Source organism: Mixta sp. BE291, assembly GCF_031457955.1.
Lineage (GTDB): Bacteria > Pseudomonadota > Gammaproteobacteria > Enterobacterales > Enterobacteriaceae > Mixta.
Window position 1 is genome coordinate 91,332 of the sequence record NZ_JAVDXN010000005.1, and the last position, 25,101, is coordinate 116,432.

Consider the following 25,101-nt stretch of genomic DNA (forward strand, 5'->3'; position numbering starts at 1 on the left):
TCACGTTATCAGTCAGAGCCAACCGGCGCGTTTCAGCCGTCGCCAAAGCACCAGGCAGACAAACAGCGTGCCGAAAATGGCAATCGGATAGCCGTAGGGGGAATGGATTTCTGGCATGCTCTCAAAGTTCATGCCGTACATGCTGAAAATCACCGTGGGGATTACCAGGATTGCGCCCCAGCCCGCCAGTTTCTTCACCACTTCGTTTTGCTGTACGGTCACCAGCGCCAGGTTAACATGCATGGCGTTGGTCAGGATCTCGCGCATATCGTCGGTATCGGTAACCACGTGGTGCGCATGGTCCTGCACGTCGCGGATATAGGCGCGCAGCGGTTTGGGAATAATATTTTCATGCAGACGAAGCAGCTGGCTACATATCTCGTCCACCGGCATCGCCGCGTTACGTAACGCTAGCAGCTGCCGCCGCAGCATATAGACTTCCTGCACCGACTGGCGGTCGAATTCGGTGCGGAACATCGCGCCTTCCAGCTCGTTGATGCGCCCGCCAAGCGCGGCGGTGATGTTGCTGTAGTTATCCACGATAAAGTCAAAAATGCAGTAAAGCGGAAAGCCAACCCCTTTGCTCAGCATTTCCGTCCGCTCTTCCGCACGCAGGCGGATCGGCGCGTAGCTGTCTGAAGCGCCGTGACGCACGGTAATCAGGAATTTTTCGCTGACAAAAAAGTGGGTTTCGCCAAACTCGATGCGGTTCTCTTCGGTGAGATGCGCCGTTTTCAGCACAATAAACAGCGATTCGCCATATTGTTCAATCTTGGGGCGCTGATGTGCGGTCAGGGCATCTTCAATCGCCAGCTCATGCAGACCGAATTCCTCCTGCATCTTTTTCATAAACGGCGGATCGGGCTGATAAAGCCCCAGCCAGATAAACGTATCCGGGTCATCAATCACGTTGCTGATATTCTCGGGATCAATGACTTCTCCCCGCTCTCCGTTGCGATAAACGATACTGTTCACCACCATAGCTTATGTCGCTCCCTTTATTTATGGGTTTCTTCCCCGATAAAGGGTAGTCGTTATTGTCAGCGCAGCTAAAGAAATTCTGGAAAATCACCTGCTTCGGGTCGAACGCTGGGAAACATTAACCGCTCTGAATTAACATAGCTTACCGCCGACATTCGGCTTTCGTGCATTATCGATTTATGGAGTTGTTTATGGCTGTTGTAGCAGATAAAACATCATCACCTGTTTTAGCTTCAGATGAGTGGGTTCGCATTGGACAGTGGTCAACGCTGTTACGTGAGCTGCTGAAAGGAAAAGGAGAGATGTGGAGCGCGGCTGATGAAAAACTGTTTATTCAACTGCAGAGCGCGTTGCTGGCTATGGATAATAACGATGTGGCGAGCATTGAAAGCGTAACGCCGGAAACCTATTAATGATAAGCGGGCGCGCTTTCCGCGAACAGAAAGCGCGCCGCATACGGTTACTTCAGCAGAATGGCGCGGCAGCTTTTGCCTTTGATCTTGCCCTGTTTGAGCTTAATCAACGCCGCTTTCGCCTGGTCAGCCGCGATCGCCACATAGGCGTGCGTCGGGGTCAAATCAATCTTACCAATCAGATCGGCACTGAATCCCGCTTCGCCAGTGAGCGCGCCGAGAATATCACCCGGACGGATTTTCGCCTTACGGCCGCCGTCGATACAGAGCGTCATCATCGCCGCAGGCAGCGCCTGTTGCGGCTGATTTTTCAGCGCAGCGGAAGAGACCCAGTTCAGCGTCTGCTGCAAAAAGTCCTCCAGCGCGTGCGCGCGCACCATCTCATCCGGCGCAACAAAGCTTACCGCCGTGCCCTGTTCACCCGCGCGTGCGGTACGGCCGATACGGTGAACATGCACTTCCGGATCAAACGAGAGCTGATAGTTCACCACCATCGCCAGCGCTTTGATATCCAGTCCGCGCGCGGCGACGTCGGTTGCCACCAGCACCCGGCAGCTACCGTTGGCAAAGCGGATCAGCACCCGGTCGCGGTCGCGCTGTTCCAGATCGCCATGCAGCGCCAGCGCGCTGATGTTGCTGTTCTCCAGCGCGGCGGCGATATCATCACATTCGCGTTTGGTATTGCAGAACACCACGCAGGAGGCGGGCTGCTGCTGGCTGAGCAGCGCAATCAGCAGGGTTAATTTTTCCCGGCTGCTCGCTTCATAGAAATATTGCTCAATAGTTGGCAGCTCGGTGACATCTTCCGTGGCGATAGAGAGCGCATCGCGTTGAAAACGCTTGCTGATAGCGATGATGCCGTGCGGCCAGGTAGCGGAAAACAGCAGCGTCTGACGCTGCGGCGGCGTATGGCTGACAATCACTTCCATATCTTCCAGGAAGCCCATTTCCAGCATCCGGTCAGCTTCATCCAGCACCAGCGAACGCAGCTGAGAAAGATCCAGCGTTTCACGCTTCAGGTGATCGAGAATACGGCCCGGCGTCCCTACCACGATATGCGGCGCATGAACCAGCGAATCGCGCTGGGCAGCAACCGGCTGGCCGCCGCACAGCGTCAGAATTTTAATATTACGCGTAAAGCGCGCCAGACGACGCAGCTCATTGCTGACCTGTTCCGCCAGCTCGCGCGTCGGACACAGCACCAGCGACTGCGTCTGATATTGCGCGGTATCAATATGTTGCAGGATGCCCAGCCCAAACGCGGCGGTCTTGCCGCTGCCGGTTTTTGCCTGGGCGCGCACGTCGCGACCGTCAAGAATGGCGGGCAGGGCGGCGGCCTGAATGGGCGTCATGGCGTCGAAGCCCATTTCGCGCAGGTTATCGAGCTGGCTGGCGGGCAGTTGCGTCAGGGTGGAAAAAGCAGTCACGGGAAAATCTCTAATCAGGCGGGTTTGCGGCGCTCAGTTTAACAGAAGTTGAGCGGGCCGACAGTAAAAGGCACGTTCAGGTTGCGCCTGCTGGTATAAAATTTCCGCAGCGGTAGAGCATTGTCACTGCGACAAATCGTTGTCAAAGCGACACTGTTCGGGCGCGTCTTTTTCACAATCTGGCGTAACGGATAATTACGTAAGTCATTGATAAATAGATTTTAAAATAAGCTGGCACGGTGGTTGCAATAGAAAGATTAACCAAAGATTAAATGAAAAAATAAGAGGATTTCATCATGGCACATCGCATTCCTGAACATTTCGTACATACCCGTTCCACGCCTTTCTGGAACAAAGAGAGCGTGCCGCGCGCGCTGCTGACGCACCATAACACCAAAAAAGGCGTTTATGGCCGTCTCTCTGTGATGCGGGGCGCAGTGAAATATTATGGTTTCCCAAATGAACATGACGAAACGCCGGAAATCGAAGTGGTCATCGAGGCGGGGCATTTCGGCATTAGCCCACCGGAATACTGGCATCACGTGGAATTGCTGACTGACGATACCTATTTCAATATCGATTTCTTTGCCGACCCGGCAGAAGAGTTGCAGGGCAAAGGCATGGGGCAGGTCGTGAACACCAACAAAGGTGCATAATGGTTTAAGCCTGGCGCTTCGGCAGCAGCATTATTGCCTGCCGAAGCGCACGCGTTCAGACTTATTGCGGCTGTAAAATCGCCTGAAGCTGTTGCTCGCTTAAGCTAATGCCGAAGAAGTCGAGGTAAAACCGTCGCGTCTCCTGTTGCATATCAATATCCTGAAAGCGCTGCGGATAAAGCGTTTTCGCCAGCCACAAAAACTGCAATGCCTCCTCGCTGGTCTCCCGGCACCACCAGAACAGCCCTTTGGGATTCACATAAACGCGCTGTTTTTGCACCGCCGCGATCCCCTGCCACTGTGCAGAGCTGCGGATCATCTCAGCGTCACGCCGATTCATCGCCACAATCACATCGGGATTGGCCTGCGCTATTTTCTCCAGCGGCACTTCGCCCGCGCTGTTTTTCTCTTTGCTAAACCACTCGGCCGCTACGTTGCGTGCGCCTGCTAAATCCATCCAGTCCTGATTCAGCGAAGGCCGCCCGCTGGTGGTCAGCGCGCTGCCCATACTGTGGTAAACCTTAAGCCGCTGGCTTGCCGGTAGATCGCTAAGGCGCGCCTGTACCCGCGCCACATTGCGCTGAAAATAGCGTTGGTAGCGCTGCGCCACCTGTTCAGCATCCGGTCCCAGCGCCTGACCGCTGAGCGTAACGCGATCCACCAGCGCCTGCATTGAATTGGCGCGCAGCGCCAGCACCTTGATTCCCGCCTGTTGCAGCATGTCGGTCTGCGTCATCGCCATACTTTCCGGCAAAAACAGCAGCTGGGTACGCAAGGCGATAATCTGTTCTGGATTGATCTCATGGCCGCTGGTGACGCCAATCACCGGCACGCGATCGATCGAGGGATAGATCTGGCGGAACAGCGGGATACGTTTGGCGACCGCTGAGGTGCCAACAATATTCTCACTGTAGCCCAGCATGGCGATAATGGTGTTCTGCGCGGGCCACGGCGTGGCGACGCGAATATCACGATGCCCCGCCGGTGCGGCAAACAGCAGCGACGGCACCAGCAGGCAGGCGAGCAGGGCGGTGGGAAGGCGGTTTCTCATTCATTTTCGGCGCGCCAGGCACGCCGCTCCGGTTAAAAATCGAAGGTTACCGAGGCGCGAACTTCACGCCCGGCTCCCGGAAACGCGCTCGATGCGCCGCCGTTGCCATCGCTATTGGTGGCAAAAATAGAAGCCCAGTAGCGCTCATTAGTGACGTTATTCACTGCGATACGGAAGGTGGTCGGCAGCCGATCAATTTTCGTGCTGTAGCGCGCGCCGAGATCGAGCGTGGTATAGCTGCCAGCCCAGCTGGTATTGGTGGCGTTAGCGGCGCGGCGGCCGGTGTAATGCACATTGGCGCTGTAAACCAGCTGCGGCGTGGAGGGGAAATTATATTCCATCAGCAGATTCGCCTGGGTTTTCGGCACGCCTACCACGCGCTTATCGCTGGTGTTGGCGGAGGCGGTTTTCTTCAGCTGTGGATCGAGGAAGGTGACGCCGCTGTAGATATTCAGCCCCTGCCAGAGCTGGCCAGTCGCCGTGAACTCCAGGCCGTTATTTACCTGTTCACCCTGCTCCTTGTAAATCATGTCGCTGGGGTCGACCCAGGCAAACGGCCGTTTCAGGCGGAACAGCGCCGCGCCGAGGTTCATTGCGCCCAGGTCCGCTTTTAGTCCCAGCTCATACTGTTTGCTGCGGTAGGGATCGAGCGTCTGACCCTCATTTTTAACCCCTGCATTCGTCGGCGCAGTGCCGCCCTGTTCCAGCGAATCGGCGTAGCTGATGTATGTCATTAGCGTTGGGGTGATGTGATACATCAGCGCCACGTTCGGGCTGAAGCCGTTTTTGTTAATCTGACGGGTTTTATTATGCTGTTTATCGAAACTTTGCGCTTCCAGCCAGCTCTGGCTGAGGTAGAACATCGCCGACCACTGCGGGTTAAAGGTCAGAGTGTCGCCGACCGTGATGCTCTGCTGGCTGTTAACGCTGGATTTATAACGCGCGCCATGTTTATTGATTTTGCCATTGCCCGGTTCGTGTAGCGCCGAAGGATGATTAATCGAGGTGTTGCCGAATTCATAATCGGTAGCGCTGTTTTTCGCGCCGTAGATTGACCAGACATAGCCGCTGGTGGCGAAAGAGAGATCGTGCCCGATGCTGCCGCTATCCAGATGACCGTTCAGCACCAGGCTATTGCTCAGCACGCGGAAACGGCCTGCGGCGCCGGAGTCGCTGATGGAACGGTTAAGCGTGCCGTTATTATCCACCAGGCTGTTCGAAAGCGATCGCATGGCGCGATCCGCCTGTTGCCAGCCCACGCCAGCGGTTAATGACCAGTCCGGATTAAAGTAGTGAATCAGGCGGGTACTGAGCGTATCGGTGGTTAAATCATTGCCCGCGGTGGGCAGGGCGAAGTTTTTATTTTTGGGGTCCGGCGCGGAAGGTAGCTTAATGTTTGGCCCGTAGCTGAAACCGCCCACATAGCCTTTCTGCAAAAATTCATAATGGCTGGCATTCAGCTGTAGCTGGGTGCCGGGCCGAATATTCCAGTCCAGCGCCAGCGAGACCAGCCTGCGGCGCAGCGTACTGTCGTCCACGCTGCCTTCGCCATCCTCATCCAGCAAGTTGAGGCGATAGCCGAAACGGTCATCCTGATCAAGATGGCCGCCTAAATCGATATGGCCGCTATAAGCGTTGCGGCTTTGGTAGCCGAGCGTCACGCGGTGCAGCGGCTCGGCGGTGGGGCGTTTGGCGACAAAGTTAAACTGTCCGGCCGGGCTGGCGGGGCCGTAGAGCGCGCCGGTCAGGCTGTTCAGCACATCCAGCCGCTCCAGCATCTCTACCGGAAAGGCGGTGGTGGCGACAATATTCAGTCCGTCGAGTCGGCTGTTTGCGACCACGCTACCCTGCATGCCACGGCTTTGTGGACGCCCAACGTCCATGCCGCCGCGCGCCTGCATCTGCGTATCGGGCGCATACTTCAGCAGCTCGCTGACGCTTTTCGCCTGCTGATTCTGCATCATCTGCTGCGTAACGGTATTGCTGGAGTAGGGGGTATCCACCCAGCTTTTATTACCCAGCGGCCCGACATCCAGCTCAGAGGTTACAAATCCCGCGCCGGAGGGATTGGGGGAGGGCGAAGCTGTTGCGCTTACCACCATCTGTTGTTTATCGGTTTTAGAATGGGTCGCGTCGGTTGCGGCTAAGGCGGCCCCTGGTAAAGCCAGCAATAGAGCGGCAAAAGAGGAGTTGTTCATTATCTGCTCATCGTCATATAAACATTTATATTACGATGGCGGAAGGTAGCACCTTTTGATTTTTATCACAATTTATCAGGCGCAGCCGGACATAACCCCTGGCGAGCTGCGCCCGCAGGCTACGGGCGCAATAAAGAGGAATTAACGATAGTAGATAGCGATATGCTGGCCGTGCAGGGTTTCAATACGTACCTGAGTGTCAAAAATCGCCTCAATAATTTCCGGGCGCATAATCTCCTGTGGCGTGCCGCGATACAGTACCTCGCCCTGTTTCATGGCAATAATATGGTCGGAATAGGCCGAGGCGAAATTAATGTCATGAATCACCAGAATAATGGTTTTATGCAGCTCATCCGCCGCGCGGCGCAGCTGTTTCATCATCGCTACGCTGTGCTTCATATCCAGATTATTCAGCGGCTCATCCAGCAGCACATAATCGGTATCCTGACACAACACCATCGCCACGCAGGCGCGCTGCCGCTGACCGCCTGAAAGCTGATCCAGATAACGGTCTTTTAGCGGCAGTAAATCCAGAAACGCCATCGCCGTCACGATATGCTGGCGATCCTCTGCGGTTAAGCGCCCTTTGGACCACGGATAGCGGCCAAAGCCGACTAAATCTTCCACCGTCAGGCGGCTGGTAAAATGGTTTTCCTGACGCAGTACCGACAGCACTTTCGCCATCTGCTCGTCGGGCGTTTTCGCTACTTCCAGGCCGTTAACCCATACGCTGCCGCTGTCTGCCGTTAGCAGCCGACTAACTACCGACAGCAGCGTGGATTTGCCCGCGCCGTTCGCGCCAATAATCGAGGTAATACCGCCCGCGGGGATGGTTTCGCTGATGCGGTCCAACACTTTACTGTTTTGATAGCTTTTACAAATCTCTTTAACTTCAATCACACCGCAGCCTTTTTAATCAAAAACCAGAGGAACAGCGCGCCGCCGACAAACTCAATCACCACCGAAAGCGAACCGGCCATATGCAGCACCCGCTCCAGAATAACCTGACCGCCCACCAGCGTAATGATGCCGGTCAGCACTACGCCAGGCAGCAGATAGTGATGGCGATGCGAACCAATCAGCTGATAGCTCAGGTTCGCCACCAGCAGGCCGAAAAAGGTCAACGGCCCGACCAGCGCGGTCGAGAGCGCTACCAGCAGTGAAACCAGCAGCAGAATCAACGTTACGCGCCGACGCCACGCCACGCCAAGTCCAATCGACATATCACGTCCCAGCGCAATCACATCCAGGCTGTGACGCATGCGCCACACCACCAGCGCCACCGCCAGCACCACCACGGCGGCAATTGCGATGATCTCCGGTGCTGCGCGGGTAAAGGTGGCGAAAATGCGGCTCTGTAAAATGGCGAATTCGCCCGGCTCCAGCAGCCGCTGCAGCAGCCCGGAAACGCTGCGGAATAGCGTGCCGCACACCAGCCCCACCAGCAGCACCATATGTAAGTTGACGCCGATGCGGCCCAGCAGCCAGCGGTAAAGGAAGGTGGAAAACAGCACCAGCAGCGCCGCTTCGCAGATAAACTGCCCAACGCTGCCCAGCATTTTCAGGCCGTTAGCATCAATAAAGAAGATCAGCACCGTCTGGATCAGAATAAACAGCGTCTCCAGCCCCATGACCGAAGGGGTCAAAATGCGGTTATTGGTGACGGTTTGAAACAGCAGCGTCGCGATCCCGGAGGCAAAGGCCACCAGCAGCATGGTGGCGAGTATCAAACCGCGATGCTGCAGAATATAGCCAATGTTGCCGCTGAGATTGATGGTCATAAACAGCACCATCGAGAGCAGCGCCAGCGCGCTTAACCCCAGCAGCCGTTTGGCTGGCGTGGCAAAGCAGAGGCGAAACGAACGCCGCGCCGGACGGCGTACGGAACTGTCAAGCTGCATAGCGGCGGCTCCTTAGAATCAATACCAGGAAAATCACCGCGCCCAGGCAACCCAGGATCACGCTGACCGGAATCTCCCACGGGAAACTGATGAGTCGACCAATAATATCGCACAGCACCACTAGCCCGCCGCCACACAGCGCCACCCAGGGAATGGTGCGGCGCAGGTTATCACCGATAGCCATGCTGACCACATTCGGGACGATCAGCCCAAGGAAAGGCAGCACGCCCACCACCACGATCACCACGCCGCTTATCAGCGCGATAATCGCCATGCCGAGAAACACCACCTGGCGATAATTTAGCCCGACGTTCACTGCGAACTCACGGCCCATGCCCGCCACGGTAAAGCGATCGGCGATGATACAGGCCAACAGGGTTAACAAGCCGGTCAGCCAGAGTAGCTCATAGCGGCCCTGCAAAACGCCGGAGAAGTCGCCCGATTCCCAACTGCCCAGTGACTGCAACAGATCAAACTCCATCGCCAGGAAGGTGGTGACCGCGCTGAAAATCGCCCCGAGCATAATGCCGGTGAGCGGCACCATCAGCGGCGTTTTGATACGCATCCGCTGCAATACCAGCAGAAACAGCCCGGTGCCCAGCAGCGCAAACAGCGTGGCAACGCCCATTTTGACCATCACCGGCGCAGCAGGATTCACGATCATCACCAGCAGCAGGCCCAAACTGGCAGACTGCGTAGTGCCTGCGATAGAAGGCTCAACGAAACGGTTCTGCGTCAGCATTTGCATAATCAACCCGGCCACGCTCACCGCGCTGCCCGCCAGCAGCAGAGCAAGCGTACGCGGCACGCGGCTGAGGAAGAAAACGTCGCGCACTTCCGCATCACTCCACAGCCGGGAGAAGGTAACGGGGCTGACGCCGACAAACAGACTCCAGGTCATCAGGCCCAGTAACACTACCAGGCCCGCTACAAAGCTGAAACTCTTCATTACGTCAATGATTACTCGCTTTTAGCACTGTCCGTGACGCCGTCAGCGGCAGCGTTATCGCCGTCTGTTTCAGCGTCGGCGCTTTCGGCTTCAGCATCGGCGCTGGCCATGGCGGCGTTGGCGCTTTTTTCTGACGCGCTGGCATCATCCAGTACGGTATTGATATTTTCGATCAGGCGCGTGTAGCTCTGAATACCGCCAGCGATATAGAGGGATGCGGAATCGAGATAGACGATATGTTTGTTCTGCCAGGCTTTGGTTTTATGAATCAGCGCGTTATCCAGCACCTGCTGAGCAGAGGAGCCTTCGGCGCGACCAATGGCGCTATCGCGATCCAGCACAAACAGCCAGTCAGGATCGGTATTCATAATAAATTCAGAGGTCACCACGTTGCCGTGTTTGCCCGCCTGGGAGAAGGTTGCCGCAGGCTTAAAGCCCAGCTCATCAAAGATAAAGCCAAAGCGGGAGCCTGGCGCATAGGCAGACATTTTACCGCCGCTGACCATGATCACCATCGCATTACCGGCATGTTCAGATTTTTCGCGCAGCGCGGCGATATGCGCAGTAAAGGCATCGGTCAGCGTTTTGGCTTGCTGCTGTTTATTAAAGATTTCGCCCAGCTGTTCCACGCGTTGCGTCAGGCTCTGCGTAAACTGTTTCGGATCGACGTCCAGCGCGATGGTCGGCGCGATAGCGCTGAGTTTATCGTAAGCGTCATGGGCGCGGCCGCCTGCGATAATCAGGTCAGGTTTGGCGTTGCTGATCGCCTCGTAATCCGGCTCGAACAGCGTTCCGGCATTCAGGTAAGCGTCGCCCTGATATTTCGACAGGAAAGCGGGCAGATGCGCGCTGTTTTTCGGCACGCCAGCAACCGGGATCTGTAAGGCATCAATGTTATCCAGCGTCGAAGGATTCAGCACAATCACTTTCTGTGGCGGCTGAGCGACCTCGGTGGTGCCCTGCGCGTGTTCAATTTTAATGGTTTTGGCTGAAGCGGAGGCTTGCGCGTTAGTGTCATCACATCCGGTGAGTGCTAAGGCTGAAGCCAGAATCGTAGTGGTAAAGAGGGCAGATAAACGCATTTTCTCTCCTGAAAATGTTAACAGAAAAAAGTAACTGTTAATGCATATGATTCGCATTCATGATGCTGCGCCCGAATCATACCGCCGTCTCGTCCGCTTGAACAGTATTCTGTCCGGTTTTCATTGCAAGAAATGCTGGCAGGATCGGGCAAGGTCAGGGCGGGTAGAAATCGTTAATCGGGTAATAATTGCTTGTTTTGCATGGTTTTTAATGGATAAGGTAAAAAATGCCGATGTGTAACCGGCGTAAAATAGTGGAGATTTTATGAAGATTTCTGCGCTGACGTTTCTCAGGCGATAATTTGCGGTACTCTTTACTGCCAGAAACAAGCGTATACACTTTTTCAGGCGTCGTTGCCTGAAAAATATCCGCTCTTTTTCCCAGCTGAAAAACTAATGCAAATAGTTTAGCTGCAACACTATTTCATCGGCGGAATATACATAGTAGTTATTATTTAGCTAACGTTAATTTCGCTTACTGGCATAAATACGTTACGCCACGCCACTAAATAAGTCGGTAATTTGAGTTAATAAAATAATAATCCTTTCAATAAGCCAAATAATTAAAGCATTGTCTTTTTTTCGACCCGCGATGAAACTTTAATTGTTTAGCTGTTATTCTGTGCGCCATCAAAAATAAGATTAATCTCATTCAACACTCTTTCATGATGATGGCACAGGCAAGGAAAATAGTGGCGCTGGCCGCCGCGCTGATAATGTTTAACGCCCACGGGGCGCCGCTTTCGCCTGCGGATCGTAATCAGGCAGAGTTTGAACAGCAGCAACGGCTACAGCAAAACCAACAGCAGCGCGAAGAGTTACAGCGCAGCGCCGACACGCATTTACCCGCCAACACCGCGCCCCAGCCTGCACCGGGCGGCTGCATCACTATTCAGCAAATCATTATTGAACAGGCCACGCTGCTGAGCGAAAAAGAGCAACAGCGGCTGACCGCGCCTTATTCCGGTCGCTGCCTGGGCATGCCGCAAATTAATCAGCTGATTCGCGCTATTTCCCAGTGGTATATCAGCCGGGGCTATATTACCAGCCGCGCCTTTATTACGGAACAAAACCTCGCCAGCGGTCAGCTGCATATTAGCGTGCTGGAAGGGAAGTTACAGGCCATTCGTCTGGACGGCGCGAATGCGCGCCAACTGCGCATGGCATTTCCCGGTCTGGTCGGCAAGCTGCTTAATCTGCGTGATATTGAGCAGGGCATGGAGCAAATTAACCGGCTGCGTATCACGCCGGTACAGATTGAAATATTGCCGGGCGATAATCCCGGCGATTCGATTGTTAATTTAACCGCCACGCCGGAATTTCCGCTCACCGCCTCGCTGGGCTTCGATAATAGCGGACAAAAAAGCACCGGCGTGGGCCAGCTTAATGGCTCGCTGACCGCCAACAACCCGCTGGGCCTGGCGGATAAATGGTTTATCAGCGGCGGGCGCAGCAGCGCCTTCTCGCATGCTCGCGATGCGCAAAACTTTCAGGCGGGCGTCAGCGTGCCTTACGGCTACGGCCTGCTGGATTACAGCTACAGCTGGAGCGACTACCGCAGCACCATTAATAACAACGGCTTTAACTGGCTCTCGCACGGCGATAGCCAGGCGCATCGTCTTACCGGCTCCTGGGTGATGTTTCGCAACGGTGAAATCAAAACCGGCCTGATGGCGGGCCTGAGCCAGCGCAGCAGCCATAACTGGCTGAACGACACCTTATTGCGCAGCAGCAGCCGTCGCCTGACCAGCATCCAGCTCGGCATTAACCATACGCAAAAAATCGCAGGCGGCGTCGGCACCGTCAATCCCACCTTCAGCCGCGGCATGCCCTGGTTCGAGGCGGAACACGACAGCGGCAAACGCGGGGATCTGCCGAAGGCGCAGTTTCGCAAATGGAGCCTGAACGCCAGCTTCCAGCGCCCGCTGACTCAGGAGCTCTGGTGGCTGACCAGCGCCTACGGACAGTGGTCGCCTGACCGGCTCTACGGCAGCGAACGCCTGACGCTGGGCGGTGAAAGCTCGGTGCGCGGTTTCAAAGAGCAATATCTTTCCGGCGACAACGGCGGCTACTGGCGTAACGAACTCAACTATCGCCTGTTCACGCTGCCTTATCTCGGCGACGTAAGCAGCACGCTGGCGCTGGACGGCGGCTGGCTGCAAAAGGATGCCCAGGATCGCTGGGCCTCCGGCACGCTGTGGGGCGGCGCGGTCGGGCTCGGCAGCCGCAATCGTTATGTTTCCACCCAGTTCACGCTTGGCGTTCCGCTGAGCTATCCCGACTGGCTGGCACCGGATCATCTCACCATTAACTATCAGGTCGCGTTGGCTTTTTAAGAGGCAAAGATTATGGACAATCAACAACAACCCGTTCGGCTTTCTTACCGCCTGCTGAGCTACCTGATTTGCGCATTAATCGCCTGGCAGCCGCTGTTGCCTGCAATAGCGGCGGGCATCACGCCCGCCAGCAAAGGCACCCAGCTGGATAAAGCCGCGAACGGCGTGCCGGTAATCAATATCGCCACGCCTAATCAGGCTGGTCTTTCGCATAACCAGTATCAGAACTACAACGTGGGGAAAGAGGGCTTAATCCTCAACAACGCCACCGGGCAGCTCAATCCCACGCAGCTGGGCGGCCTGATCCAGAACAACCCCAACCTGAAAGCCGGGCAGGAAGCTAAAGCGATCATCAACGAAGTCACCGGCGCGAACCGCTCACAGCTGCAAGGCTATACCGAAGTGGCGGGCAAAGCGGCCAACGTGATGGTGGCAAACCCTTACGGCATTACCTGTAACGGCTGCGGCTTTATTAACACGCCCAACGCCACGCTCACCACCGGCAAGCCGATCATGGATGCGCAGGGCAACCTGCAGGCGCTGACGGTCAGCAAAGGCACCATTACCGTAGAAGGGCAGGGGCTGGACGCCAGCCAGAGCGACGCGCTGGCGATTATTTCACGAGCCACCGAGATCAACGCGGCGATTCATGCGCAAGATCTGAAACTGATCGCCGGTGCCAACCGCGTCGATAAAAACGGCGCGGCAACGCCGATCGCGGGCGAAGGCACGGCGCCGGGCGTGGCGGTGGATACCGGCGCGCTGGGCGGCATGTACGCCAATCGCATCCATCTGGTCTCCAGTGAAAAAGGGGTTGGGGTTAACCTTGGCAACCTGAACGCGCGTCAGGGTGACATGGTGCTGGACGCCAGCGGCAAGCTGACGTTGAAAAACAGCCTTACCAGCGGCGCGCTGACGGCAAAAGGCGAGAGCATCGCCCTGAATGGCGATCACAAAGCGGGCGGCGCGGTTACGCTGAACGGCGCGCAGGCGGTCACGGTCAATGCCGGATCGCTGCTGAGCGATGATGCCATCAGCCTGAGCAGCGACGGTCAGGTTGCGCTTAATCACGGCAAACTCACCGCCAAAAAAGCTATCCAGCTGAACGCCGCAGAGATAAAAACTGATAAAGCGAGCACCGCGGACAGCGGCGGCAATATCGGGCTAACGGCGCGCAACAAGGTGGATAACGCCGCGCAGCTTACCGCAGGCAACGCGCTGACGCTGACGGCAAAACAGGCGAAAAACAGCGGCGCGCTGCTGGCGCAGCAGCAAACATTGCATGCCGATACGCTGGAGAACAGCGGCCAGATTCAGGGCGGCAGCACGCTGGATATCACCGCCGCGCAGCTCGCCAACAGCGGTGCGATGCGCAGCAACGACGCGTTAACACTCAACGCCGAACAGCTCACTAACAGCGGAGAGATGCAGGGCAATCAGACGCTGGCGTTAACCACTGGAACGCTGGATAACCGCGGCACGCTCTCTGCCGACAGCCTGACGCTGACCGGCAAAAATCTCACCAATAGCGGCAAGATCCTTGGCGGCAAGCGCAGCGACATCAGCGCCGATCGGCTGACGCAGAACGGTACGCTGAGCGCGCAGGGCACCGCGCAGATCGCGGTTGCGCAGCAACTGGATAACGGCGGCGAGACCAGCGCACAGCAGGCGCTGGCGATTCACAGCGACAGTTTGTTTAACCAGGGATCGCTTATCGCACCGCAGCTGACATTCAACGGTCAGCAGCTCAGCAATAAGGGTGTGATCCAGGGTAATCGTACGCTACAGATTCGCGCCGACGAGCTGAATAACGGCGGCAGTTTAATGGGTGACGACCTGCTGATTCACGGCAAAAATCTCACCAACAGCGGTAAGTTCCTCGGCGGCACGCGCAGCGAGATCAGCGCTGACCGGCTGACGCAAAGCGGCACGATAAATTCAGACAACACGCACCTGACCGTCGCCGATACGCTGGATAACAGCGGCGCGATTGCCGGACAGGATGCGCTGACGATCATTAGTAACCATCTGTTTAATCAGGGTTCACTGACGGCACCGCAGTTGATGCTCAGCAGCCCGCAGCTGACGAACAGCGGGTTAATTCAGGGTAGCAAAAACCTGGCCCTGAGCGCCGAACAGCTGGATAACCTGCATGGCGGCAGCATCGCCTCCGCCAGCGACCTTACGCTTGATTTACCTGTGTTGAACAACAGCGGCCTGATTAAAAGCGATGCCGGTCTGTTGCTCAGCGGCGACAGCTTAACCAACAGCGGCGAGATTAACGCCGCCACGCTCAACGCCAGCCATAACCAGCTGATTAACCAGCACGGCGGCAAGCTGCTGGCGCAGGGCGCAATGCAGCTTGAGCAAAAGCAGCTGAGTAACGATGGCGAACTGGCGGCAGAGCGCCTGAACATTAACGCGCAGGCGCTGCATAACAGTGGCCTGTTGCAGGGCAACAAAGATCTGGCCATCACCAGCAGTGATCTGACTAACGGCGGCACGCTGCTCAGCGGCGGCAAGCTGACGCTGCAAAGCGACAGCCTGGATAACCAGGGCCTGATGCAGGGCGACACGCTGTCGCTAACCGCGAACGACTGGCAGAACAGCGGTAACGCGCTGAGCGAACACGACGCCGATTTGCACAGCAAAACGCTGCGTAACAGCGGCAAAATTTTAGGCCAACACAAGGTTCAGCTGCAGGCTGACAGCAGCGACAACAGCGGCTGGCTGGTGGCGCAGGCGTTAGCGCTGCGCGGCGATCTGATTAACAGCGGCCTGCTGCAGGGTAACGACGCGTTAACGCTACAAAGCGGCACCCTCGGCAACCAGCGCGCCGGACAGCTGCTGAGTGGCGGCACGCTGGATCTGGCTACCACGCAGCTGGATAACCAGGGCGTTTTGCAGGCGGATACGCTGCGGGTTAAGGCGCAAAACTGGCAGAACAGCGGCAGCGCGCGCGGCACCTCGCTGCTGGATGCGCAGATTGATAATAACCTCTACAACGGCGGTTACCTGCTAGGTGAGCAAGCGCTCACTTTAACCAGCAATAGCATTATTAATCAGGGCCAGCTGGCGGCGGATCGTCTTAGCCTGAGCGCGTCGCAGCTCACCAACGGTGGGCTGTTACAGGGCAACAGCGCCCTGACGCTGAACAGCGCACAGCTGTACAACCAGCAGGACGGCGAACTGCTGAGCGGCGCGCCGCTGGCGTTAACGCTGGATCGGCTGGATAACGATGGGCTATTACAGGTGGATGGCGCGCTGGATATCACCGCCCGCGAGGCCAGTAACGGCGGCAACATGCTGGCCGATAACATTTCCGCGCAGGTGAGTGAAACGCTGACTAACAACGGCGAACTGCTGGCAAAGCAGCAGGCGAGGCTGGATGCGCAGAGGCTGGATAACAAGGGGGCGCTGGCGGCGCAGAACCTGACGCTGACGGCGGATACGCTGCATAACCGTGGCGCGCTGCAGGGCGATACGCTGCTGGATATCAGCGCGCAGCAGTTGGATAACCAAACCAGCGGCACGTTGTTGAGCGGTAACAGCCTGCGGCTGCACGGCGATCGCTTCAGCAACGATGGCAGCCTGCAAGGGCAACAGGTTGATATTCAGGGCAATACGCTGATTAACCGGGGCAGCATCAACGGTATTGACCAGCTAACCGGCAGCCTGCGCGATGAACTGAACAACGGCGGCAGCCTGTTAAGCCAGGGCAACGCCAGCCTGACGGCAAACCAGCTGGCAAACAGCGGCAAAATGCTGGCTGACGGCCTGACGCTGCGCGGTCAGACGCTCAATAACAATGGGCTATGGCAGGGCAGTTCGCTGCTGGATGCGCAGGGCAGCAGCCTCACCAGCGCCGCCGGCAGCCGCACGCTTTCCGGCGGGCTATTAACGTTAAACGCCGATCAGCTGACCACGGCGGGCACCTTACAGGGCGAACAGGCGCAGGTCAGCGCCAACGGCTGGCAACATCAGGGATCGCTGCTGGGTAACAGCGGGTTTACCGCTGACGTCGCGGGTCAGCTTACCAACAACGGCGATCTGCTTAGCCAAAATGGCGCGCAGATTCACGCGCAGAACCTGAATAACCAGGGCAGCCTGCTGAGCGCGGGGGCGATGACGCTCACCGGCAACAGCCTGAACAACAGCGGTTCGGTGCAGGGGAAAACGCTGCATATCGCACCGGCACAGGTCATCAACCAAGGCAGCCTGATCGGGCTACAGGCGCTGACGCTGGGCGCGTTGCCGCAGACGATGGGGCGCATGATGCTGATGGCGCTGGCGACCCCGGCGCGTGAGCTGATCAATAACCAGGGCGGCGCGCTGCTGACGCAGGGCACCCTGACCATTAACGGCGACAAGGTCACTAACAACGGCAGCTGGCAGGGGCAACAGATCCTGCTGAACGCGCAGCGGCTAACCAACGGCGGCGCGATTCAGAGCGCCGACGGTATGCAGCTGATCCTCTCCGATAAGCTGGATGCCGCCGCAGGCAGCAAAATCAGCGCTAACGGCACGGCGGCCTTGCAGGCGCTGGCGTTAACCAATCAGGGACAATGGGTAGCCAACAACCTGACGCTGAACGGCAACAGCTTAACTAATGGCGGCGACATCAGCGGCGTTAACGGTCTGACGGTAAAACTCAACGGCGCGCTGACCCAGCAGCAGGACAAAACGCTGCTAACGGCAGGCAAGCTGGATCTACAGGCGGCCTCGGTGAATAACGCCGGACGCATTCAGGGCGGGGAACTTCAGGTCACCAGCGGCGCGCTGGAAAACCGTGGACGATTGCAGGGCGATAGCAACCTGCTGATGACGCTCAGCGGTCGTTTAACCAACGCGGCTAACGGCACGCTGCTGAGCCAGAAGGCGCTGACGGTAACCACGCCGGAGCTGTATAACAGCGGTCTGATTCAGGGCGGCACCACCAGCGGGATTCACGCCACTGGACTTACAAACAACAGCGGCAAAATCCTTTCCGGCGGCGAGCTCACGCTTAACACGCCGCAGCTGACCAACGGCGGCTGGCTGCAGGCAACGCAGCTGATTTTAAACGCCTCCAACGCCAACAACAGCGGCACGCTGCTGGCGCAGCAGCAGGGCACCCTCACCGGCAGCAGCCTCAATAACCAGGGCAGCGTGCAGGGCAACAACCTCAGCGTTAACTATCAGCAGCTGACCAACGGCGGCACGCTGCTGGGCAATAATCAGCTCAACGTGACCGCAGCGCAGGTCAATCAGCAGCCCGCGGGTAAACTCTTCAGCGGCGGCAACCTGATCCTCAACAGTAACGGCCTCGACCAGCCTGGACAGATCGTGGCGCTGGGCGATGCGACGCTGAAGCTAATCAATGCTTTCACCAACCAGGGCACGCTGGCCGCCGGTAACCGACTGAGCGTCAGCAGCAACGGCGCGCTGGCAAACCAGGGCACCATGCAGGGGCAGGCGCTGACGCTTGGCGCGGGCGGCGATCTGATAAACAACGGCCAGCTCACCAGCGGCAGCGGCGACAGCACGTTAAGCGGCAACCGCATCGCCATGAACGGCAGCGGCACCTTGCAGGGCGGCGGCAATATTAATCTCACCAGCCGCAGCGATATCGCGCTCGACGGCTTTACCGGCACGCTGGGCAACCTGACGCTCAGCGCGCCTGGCAGCATCGTAAACAGCGCGCTGCTTTACGCGGCAAATAATCTTTATCTTTACGCCAATAGCATTAAAAACCAGCAGGGCGATGTGCTGGCCGGTAACAGCCTGTGGATGCAGCGCGACGCGGCGGGCAATGCCAATAGCGAGGTGGTGAACACCTCCGGCACCATCGAGACGCAGAATGGCGATATCACGGTGAAGACCGGGCATTTGTTGAATGAAAGAGCAGGATTCAGCGTTAGTGAACAACCGACCGCGTCAGCCGCTATACCGGCCTGGGCGACAGGTAACGCTACCGTTGCTATTCCCGTTTCATGGTTGCCAGCCGGTAGCTATGGCGTCTATTACACCGAAGGGCAGAGATATCACGGGCATGGCGATGACTGGTATGAAAAAGTCCCTCACTATGCGCCTTATGCAAAGGCAGACGAGCAAAAGGTTCCGGTAAGCGTAACGGCGGTTACCGTAAATCCCGGTGGCAACCAGTCCCGTATTTCATCCGGCCGCGATTTAAGTGGTCAAATAAACAATTTAGATAATCTGGCTTCAACCATTTTAGCCGGACGTAATATTGCTCTTTCAGGTGACAACCTTAATAACAAAAGCTGGACAGATGGCACCACCACCCAATACAACACCTATCGTTATGGCGTAGGGAATAAAAAACCGCCCAGACCGACATCTGGTGCCGGAGGCTCGCCTAAAAGTAAAAGCATAAGCTACACGCTGGTTGGTGCCCCTACCTATGAAACGGTTGGCAGCGGCAATGTTTACCGTGGCGTCATTCAGGCGGCAGGTAATATTACCGCCAACTTTAGCAGCGATATCAGTAATAGTAATACCAGTCCCGGCGTCGCGGGCGTTACATCAGGGCTGACTGCGCCAGCGCTAAGCCGATTAACTAACCTTACTGCACTTAAGGCCCAACAGCAGCAGTCACTGGCCTCCGCTGATAATCTTGCCGTTGGTTCCCCGCAATGGCGCGATCAGCTGCAAAATGCCTTACAGGCAATCAACGGCGGCGGCTCGCTGGAAAGTAATGGTGCCTCGGGCGCAGCGCTTAATCATTATAATAATTCGCGCAAAGGCGCATCGGCGTTAGAGAAGGCGGCGCAGCTGGCTTCTGCTAATACCACGGGTCAGGCGTTAAACAATTATCAGGGCAACCCGGTTGATACCAGCGCTTATCCTTTACCGAGCGGCGACAATGGTTACTTTGTGCCTGCCGCCGATGCCAACAGCCATTATCTGATCACCGTCAACCCGAAATTGAACGGTTTGGGGCAGCTGGATAAAGGGCTGTATGGCGACCTCTATTCCTTATTAGGCACGCAGCCGGAGACAGCGCCTGCGCAGGAAACGCGCACCCAGTTCACCAATGAAAAAGCCTTTTTAGGCTCGTCTTACTTGCTGGATCGCCTGAATGTGCATCCGGATTATGACTATCGTTTCCTCGGCGATGCGGCATTCGATACGCGCTACGTCAGCAACACGGTAATCAATCAAACCGGCAGCCGTTATATCAACGGCATCGGATCCGATCTGGAGCAGATGCGCTATCTGATGGATAACGCCGCCGCCGCACAGCAGTCGCTGGGACTGCAATTGGGCGTATCGCTCACCGCCGCTCAGATTGCCGCACTGGATCACAGCATTATCTGGTGGGAAGCCGCCACCGTGAATGGCGAAACGGTCATGGTGCCGAAAGTTTATCTGTCGCCAAAAGATGTGACGGTAAATAACGGCAGCGTCATCGCTGGTAATAACGTCAAGCTGGACGCAGGTAATATTACTAACAGCGGCAGCACGCTTATCGCCAAAGCGGATCTGAACCTGGATAGCCAGAACAGCATCAGCAACCTGAATCAGGGGCTGATTAATGCGGGCGGCGACCTCCAGCTGAGCGCGTTAAACGATATTAATAATATCGGCTCAACCATCAGCGGGAAAAAAGTCGCGCTGGAAAGCCTCGACGGCAGCATTAATAACCTCACGCAGTCGAAGCAGATCAAGATTGATGGAACGGGTTATTTCGGTAATAAAATTAGCCTGACCGAAACAATGGTGGGTGACCGAGCCAGCATCAATGCCGCCGATGCGCTTAGCCTGAGTTCGGGCAAGGATATTGCGGTTCAGGATGCAGACATTAAGTCGGGCGGCAATTTATTAATGAATGCGTGGGGCGATATCGCCGTTACCGCGAATGAAATTAACCAGGCGCAAAGTCAGACAATCCGAGGGAATACCAAAGGTAATCCCAGCACCACCTGGCAGGGCAGCAATATCTCTGCTGGCGGTCAGCTGGCAATGCATGCGGATAATAATCTGTCGCTAAGTGCCAGCACGCTGAATGCCGGAAAAGATGCCGCGCTTTCAGCAGGCAACGATCTCAACCTCAACGCTGCAACCACCCAACAGAACAGCCGCAACGGTAAATCGGAGTCGCACGCCTCCGGCCTGGAGCGCACTACTATTTCCAGCGGCGGCGATCTAAAACTGGCGGCAGGGCGCGATCTCACCAGCCAGGCGGCGGGTCTGGCGGCGGAAGGCGATGTGGCATTGCAGGCGGGGCGCGACCTTAACCTGCAAGCGGAAGCGACCCGCTCCGGCAACAGCTATAAGGCGGGCAAAAAGCAGGAAATCAACGAGCATGTGCGCCAGCAAGGCACGGAAATCGCCAGCGGTGGCGACACCGCGCTGCTGGCCGGACGCGACCTGAACAGCAGCGCGACGCAGGTCACTGCTCAGCAGGATATCGCGGTTGCCGCCGGTCATGACGTTAACCTGAACACCGCGACCGAAAGCGACTATCACTACAAAGAGGAAACCAAAACCAAAAAAGGTTTCCTGAAGAAGAAAACCACGCACACCATCGAAGAGGACAGCGCCACGCGTGAGGCGGGCACGCTGCTGAGCGGTAATAATGTCGCAGTCACGGCGGGTCACGATCTGCTGGTAAAAGGCTCGCAGGTGGTCGGCGATGACAGCGTTGCGCTAAAGGCGGGCAACAATGTCGAGATCGCGGCAGCCACCAACACCGACTCCAGCTGGCGCTTCAAGGAAACCAAAAAAAGCGGCCTGATGGGCAGCGGCGGCATTGGCTTTACCATCGGCAGCAGCAAATCGGTACATGACCTGCGTGAGAAAGGCACCACGCAAAGCCAGAGCGTCAGCACCGTAGGCAGCACCGGCGGCGATGTAACCATTACCTCCGGCGGACAGACGCACGTTGCTGGCGCCGATTTGGTGGCGGGCAAGAGCCTGAATATCAATGGCGATGCGGTGGTGATTGAACCGGGTCACGATAAACGTACCCGTGACGAACGCTTTGAGCAGAAAACCAGCGGCCTGACGCTGGCGCTGTCGGGCGCGGTAGGTGAGGCGGTCAACAGCGCAGTCGCTACCGCGCAGGCGGCAAAAAGTGAAAGCGACGGCAGGCTGGTGGCGCTACAGGCCACTAAAACCGCGCTCTCCGGCGTACAGGCGGCGCTGACGGCGCAGCAATCGGCGGTGAGCGGCGAACCGGCCGATCTGGTGGGCGTCAGCATCTCGCTGACCACGCAAAAATCGAAATCGCAGCAGCATCAGCGTTCTGATACGGTTAACGGCTCGACGCTGAACGCCGGGAAAAATCTGTCGATTACCGCCAACGGTAAGGGCGATAGCGCGCACAGCGGTGATATCCTGATCGGCGGCAGCCAGATGAAGGTGGCGGGCGACAGCACGCTGAACGCCGCCAGGGATATCCTGTTAACCGGCGCGGCCAGCACCCAGGAAACCAGCGGTAAAAACAGCAGCAGCGGCGGCGGCATCGGCGTCAGTATCTCGGCAGGCCAGAAAACCGGATTCAGCATCTTTGCCAACGTCAACGGCGCGAAAGGCAAGGAAAACGGCGACGGCACGCACTGGAGCGAGACCACGCTCGACAGCGGCGGCAACGTGGCGCTGAACAGCGGACGCGACGCCACGCTGAACGGCGCACAGGTCACCGGTAACAACGTCACGGCGGATATTGGGCGCGACCTGCTTATCCGCAGCCAGCAGGACAGCGATCGCTACGACTCGAAGCAGACCAGCTTCGGGGCGGGCGGTAGCTATGGCTTCAGCACCATGCCGGTATCGGGCTACGTCAGCGTCAGCCAGGACAAAATGCGCAGCCGCTACAGCAGCGTGCAGGAGCAGAGCGGCATTTTCGCCGGTGAGGGCGGTTTTGACATCACCACCGGTAACCACACGCAGCTGGACGGCGCGGTAATCGCCTCCACGGCGGAGGCCGGTAAAAACCATCTCGACACCGGCACGCTGGGCTTCAGCGATATCGGCAACGCGGCGGATTATAAGGTCAGCCACAGCGGCATCAGCGCCGGGCTCTCCAGCGCCGGTCCGCTGGGCGGTCAGCTGCTGTCGAATGCGCTCTCCAACGCCACCGGCACGCTGCTGGCGGGGCTGGGCGGTAAAGGCCATGCGGAAGGCACCACGCAGGCGGCGGTGGCTGACGGCACCATTACCCTCCGTAATCAGCAGCAACAGCAACAAAACCTGAATGACCTGAGCCGCGACACGGAACACGCCAACGGCAGCATCAGCCCGATATTTGACAAGGAGAAGGAGCAGAAGCGGCTGCAGATGGCACAGATGGCGGGCGAGATTGCCGGTCAGATGAGCACCATCGTACAGACGCAGGGCGATATCAGGGGACTGGAAGCGGCGAAAGCGGCTGGTATTAAGGGTACGGCGAGCGAGCTGCGTGATAGCGACGCCTATAAAACCGCGCAGCGCGATTTCGGTACTGGCGGTAAGTGGCAGATGGTGACGCAGTCGGTGAGCGGCATCCTCAGCGGGCTGGCGGGCGGCAACGCCATGCAGGCGGCGGCGGGCGCGCTGAATCCGTGGGTGGCGCAGGTCATCAAACAGCAAACCACTGACGCGAAAGGCAACGTGAACGTAGCGGCGAATGCGGCTGCACACGCGGTATGGGGCGCGGTGGCGGCACAGATGGCGGGCGGCAACGCGGCGGCCGGTGCGGCTGGCGCCTTCAGCGGCGAGCTGGCGGCACGCTATATTGCTGAGCATTATTATCACGTCGATTTGTCGAAGCCGGGCAGCGAGCTTACTGAAGATGAGCGCCAGCAGCTGAGCCTGATGAGTACGCTGGCTGCGGGTCTGGCAGGCGGTCTGGCGGGTAACAGCACGGCGGCGGCCACGACCGGCGCGCAGGCCGGGAAAAATGCGGTTGAGAATAACTCGCTGAGCGGTGAAGACGCTCAGGAAAAAAACAGCATTGAACTGGCATTGTCAAAAACCGGACTGGCCCTGCATCCCAGAACGCCTGAAGAAGTGGCTGAACTGGAGTCGCGCCACGAACAGCTGGTCCGGCTTGATGCTGAAATTGATAAGTATGCTCAGGATGCCTGCGCAAAAGGGAAAGCATCAGAGGCCTGTCAGGACGCGAACGCGCTGTTGCAGGGCCTGAAAGAGAGTTACAACGGTTACGTGGGCCAGCTGACCTACCGGGATCTGAACCGGGAGGACTACGCGAAAGTCAGTCAGATAGTAGCGAACACCAGCGCTGATAAATGGGATTACGCAATAGAGGGTTATGCGAAGTCACAGAATATCAGCTACCAGGAAGCGAAGGACAAGTTTGCTATAGCTGTCAATATCAACCGGATGGCGGACGTTGCCGCGATATTGTATGGGCTGAATGGGTCGGGAGCTGGCAAAGCCGCTGTCAGCGGCGCAGCGGCAACGCTGAAAACGGTACTGTCGAAGTACGATGAGTTTAAGCAAAACATTGCGGCCAGCACAAAAGGCAACAACGATGCGCTGGCGATGGCCGGGGCGGGCGCACCGGTAAGCATTGGCGCAGCAGGAACTGTCGGGGCTGATAAACCAAAAGGCGGTGTGGTAAACACCGAGAAGGTTGCTGCTGAGGTGACCGGGAAAGACGAATCTGCAGGGAAAAAACTGCTTGATATAAATGCTGATGCAGGCAGTAAGCGAAACTGGGACAAAGCTATCAATGGAGATCTTGAAGCGAATGCACGTTATCGTCTGAGCAACGGCCATGAATATATTACGGATAACACAGGACGAGTGACGACTGTGGAAGGTAAACTTTCTCTAACTACCATGGACAGGAATACCTACCAACAATGCGCAATGGGTAAGTGTGGCAATCCTGGTGACGATGGTGGCCATTTAATCGCTTCTTCGCTGGGGGGCGCTGGTGACAAGATAAACATTGTTCCGCAATCCAGAACGCTTAACCGCCAGGATTGGAAAAGAATGGAAAACTCTTTGCGAAATGAGATGAACGCAGGGAAAGCCGTGAGTGTGAAAATTGATGTAGGATACCCGGCCGGTGGCGGAGTTCGTCCCGATGCATTTAGGGTGACGGCAATCATAGATGGTGTGCCTAAAACATACACATTTATACAGTGAGATAA

The 25,101-nt window shown here is 57.1% G+C and carries 11 protein-coding genes and 1 pseudogene; 4 read left to right on the plus strand and 8 right to left on the minus strand.

Annotation, left to right across the window (positions count from 1 at the left end; genetic code table 11):
* Positions 1–12 precede the first annotated feature (12 nt).
* Positions 13–981 carry a magnesium and cobalt transport protein CorA gene (locus J2X14_RS13020; RefSeq protein ID WP_352411627.1) on the minus strand — a complete coding sequence of 323 codons (969 nt, stop codon included), beginning with the start codon at positions 979–981 and terminating at the stop codon, positions 13–15.
* 191 nt (positions 982–1,172) lie between these two features.
* Between J2X14_RS13020 and J2X14_RS13025 the strand changes: the two genes are divergently transcribed.
* On the plus strand, positions 1,173–1,394 hold the full coding sequence (locus J2X14_RS13025; protein ID WP_352411628.1) for a hypothetical protein: 222 nt from the start codon (positions 1,173–1,175) through the stop codon (positions 1,392–1,394).
* 47 nt (positions 1,395–1,441) lie between these two features.
* Here J2X14_RS13025 and dbpA read toward each other — a convergent pair whose 3' ends face one another.
* The gene (gene dbpA / locus J2X14_RS13030) at positions 1,442–2,821 is read right to left on the minus strand and encodes an ATP-dependent RNA helicase DbpA (protein WP_352411629.1); all 1,380 of its coding nucleotides are present in this window, start codon (positions 2,819–2,821) and stop codon (positions 1,442–1,444) included.
* A gap of 296 nt (positions 2,822–3,117) precedes the next feature.
* Here dbpA and J2X14_RS13035 point away from each other — a divergent pair, with 296 nt between their 5' ends.
* Positions 3,118–3,477: a TehB family protein gene (locus tag J2X14_RS13035; protein WP_352411630.1), complete on the plus strand. Its 360-nt coding sequence runs from the start codon at positions 3,118–3,120 to the stop codon at positions 3,475–3,477.
* Between the two features lie 61 nt (positions 3,478–3,538).
* On the opposite strand, the gene J2X14_RS13040 is transcribed toward J2X14_RS13035, so the two are convergent.
* The 6 genes and pseudogenes from J2X14_RS13040 to J2X14_RS13065 all read right to left on the minus strand — a co-directional run.
* Entirely contained in the window at positions 3,539–4,528 is a 990-nt protein-coding gene (locus J2X14_RS13040) for an ABC transporter substrate-binding protein (RefSeq protein WP_352411631.1), read from the minus strand.
* Between the two features lie 32 nt (positions 4,529–4,560).
* Positions 4,561–6,726 (minus strand): TonB-dependent receptor, encoded by a 2,166-nt coding sequence (locus J2X14_RS13045; RefSeq protein ID WP_352411632.1) that lies wholly within the window; start codon positions 6,724–6,726, stop codon positions 4,561–4,563.
* Positions 6,727–6,867: 141 nt separating this feature from the next.
* Positions 6,868–7,626, minus strand: coding sequence for an iron ABC transporter ATP-binding protein (locus J2X14_RS13050; protein WP_352411633.1), 759 nt, complete (start codon positions 7,624–7,626; stop codon positions 6,868–6,870).
* On the minus strand, positions 7,623–8,519 hold the full coding sequence (locus tag J2X14_RS13055; protein WP_352411879.1) for an iron chelate uptake ABC transporter family permease subunit: 897 nt from the start codon (positions 8,517–8,519) through the stop codon (positions 7,623–7,625). Before J2X14_RS13055 ends, J2X14_RS13050 begins: the two co-directional genes overlap by 4 nt.
* A 97-nt stretch (positions 8,520–8,616) precedes the next feature.
* Positions 8,617–9,576, minus strand: a complete 960-nt coding sequence (locus tag J2X14_RS13060; protein ID WP_352411634.1) for an ABC transporter permease — start codon at positions 9,574–9,576, stop codon at positions 8,617–8,619.
* Between the two features lie 128 nt (positions 9,577–9,704).
* Positions 9,705–10,658 (minus strand): annotated as a pseudogene (locus J2X14_RS13065) (siderophore ABC transporter substrate-binding protein); the annotation flags it as partial.
* Between the two features lie 668 nt (positions 10,659–11,326).
* Between J2X14_RS13065 and J2X14_RS13070 the strand changes: the two are divergent.
* Both J2X14_RS13070 and J2X14_RS13075 read left to right on the plus strand, forming a co-directional pair.
* Complete coding sequence (locus J2X14_RS13070; RefSeq protein ID WP_352411880.1) at positions 11,327–12,994, plus strand: ShlB/FhaC/HecB family hemolysin secretion/activation protein; 1,668 nt, start codon at positions 11,327–11,329, stop codon at positions 12,992–12,994.
* 12 nt (positions 12,995–13,006) lie between these two features.
* Positions 13,007–25,096, plus strand: a complete 12,090-nt coding sequence (locus tag J2X14_RS13075) for a hemagglutinin repeat-containing protein (protein WP_352411635.1) — start codon at positions 13,007–13,009, stop codon at positions 25,094–25,096.
* Positions 25,097–25,101 lie beyond the last annotated feature (5 nt).

Coding starts and splice junctions, on each gene's coding strand:
- J2X14_RS13025 (WP_352411628.1), top strand. CDS start 1,173: ATGGCTGTTGTAGCAGATAAAACATCATCACCTGTTTTAGCTTCAGAT.
- J2X14_RS13070 (WP_352411880.1), top strand. CDS start 11,327: ATGATGGCACAGGCAAGGAAAATAGTGGCGCTGGCCGCCGCGCTGATA.
- J2X14_RS13055 (WP_352411879.1), bottom strand. CDS start 8,519: ATGGTGCTGTTTATGACCATCAATCTCAGCGGCAACATTGGCTATATT.
- J2X14_RS13020 (WP_352411627.1), bottom strand. CDS start 981: ATGGTGGTGAACAGTATCGTTTATCGCAACGGAGAGCGGGGAGAAGTC.
- J2X14_RS13040 (WP_352411631.1), bottom strand. CDS start 4,528: ATGAGAAACCGCCTTCCCACCGCCCTGCTCGCCTGCCTGCTGGTGCCG.
- J2X14_RS13035 (WP_352411630.1), top strand. CDS start 3,118: ATGGCACATCGCATTCCTGAACATTTCGTACATACCCGTTCCACGCCT.
- J2X14_RS13075 (WP_352411635.1), top strand. CDS start 13,007: ATGGACAATCAACAACAACCCGTTCGGCTTTCTTACCGCCTGCTGAGC.
- J2X14_RS13045 (WP_352411632.1), bottom strand. CDS start 6,726: ATGAACAACTCCTCTTTTGCCGCTCTATTGCTGGCTTTACCAGGGGCC.
- J2X14_RS13060 (WP_352411634.1), bottom strand. CDS start 9,576: ATGAAGAGTTTCAGCTTTGTAGCGGGCCTGGTAGTGTTACTGGGCCTG.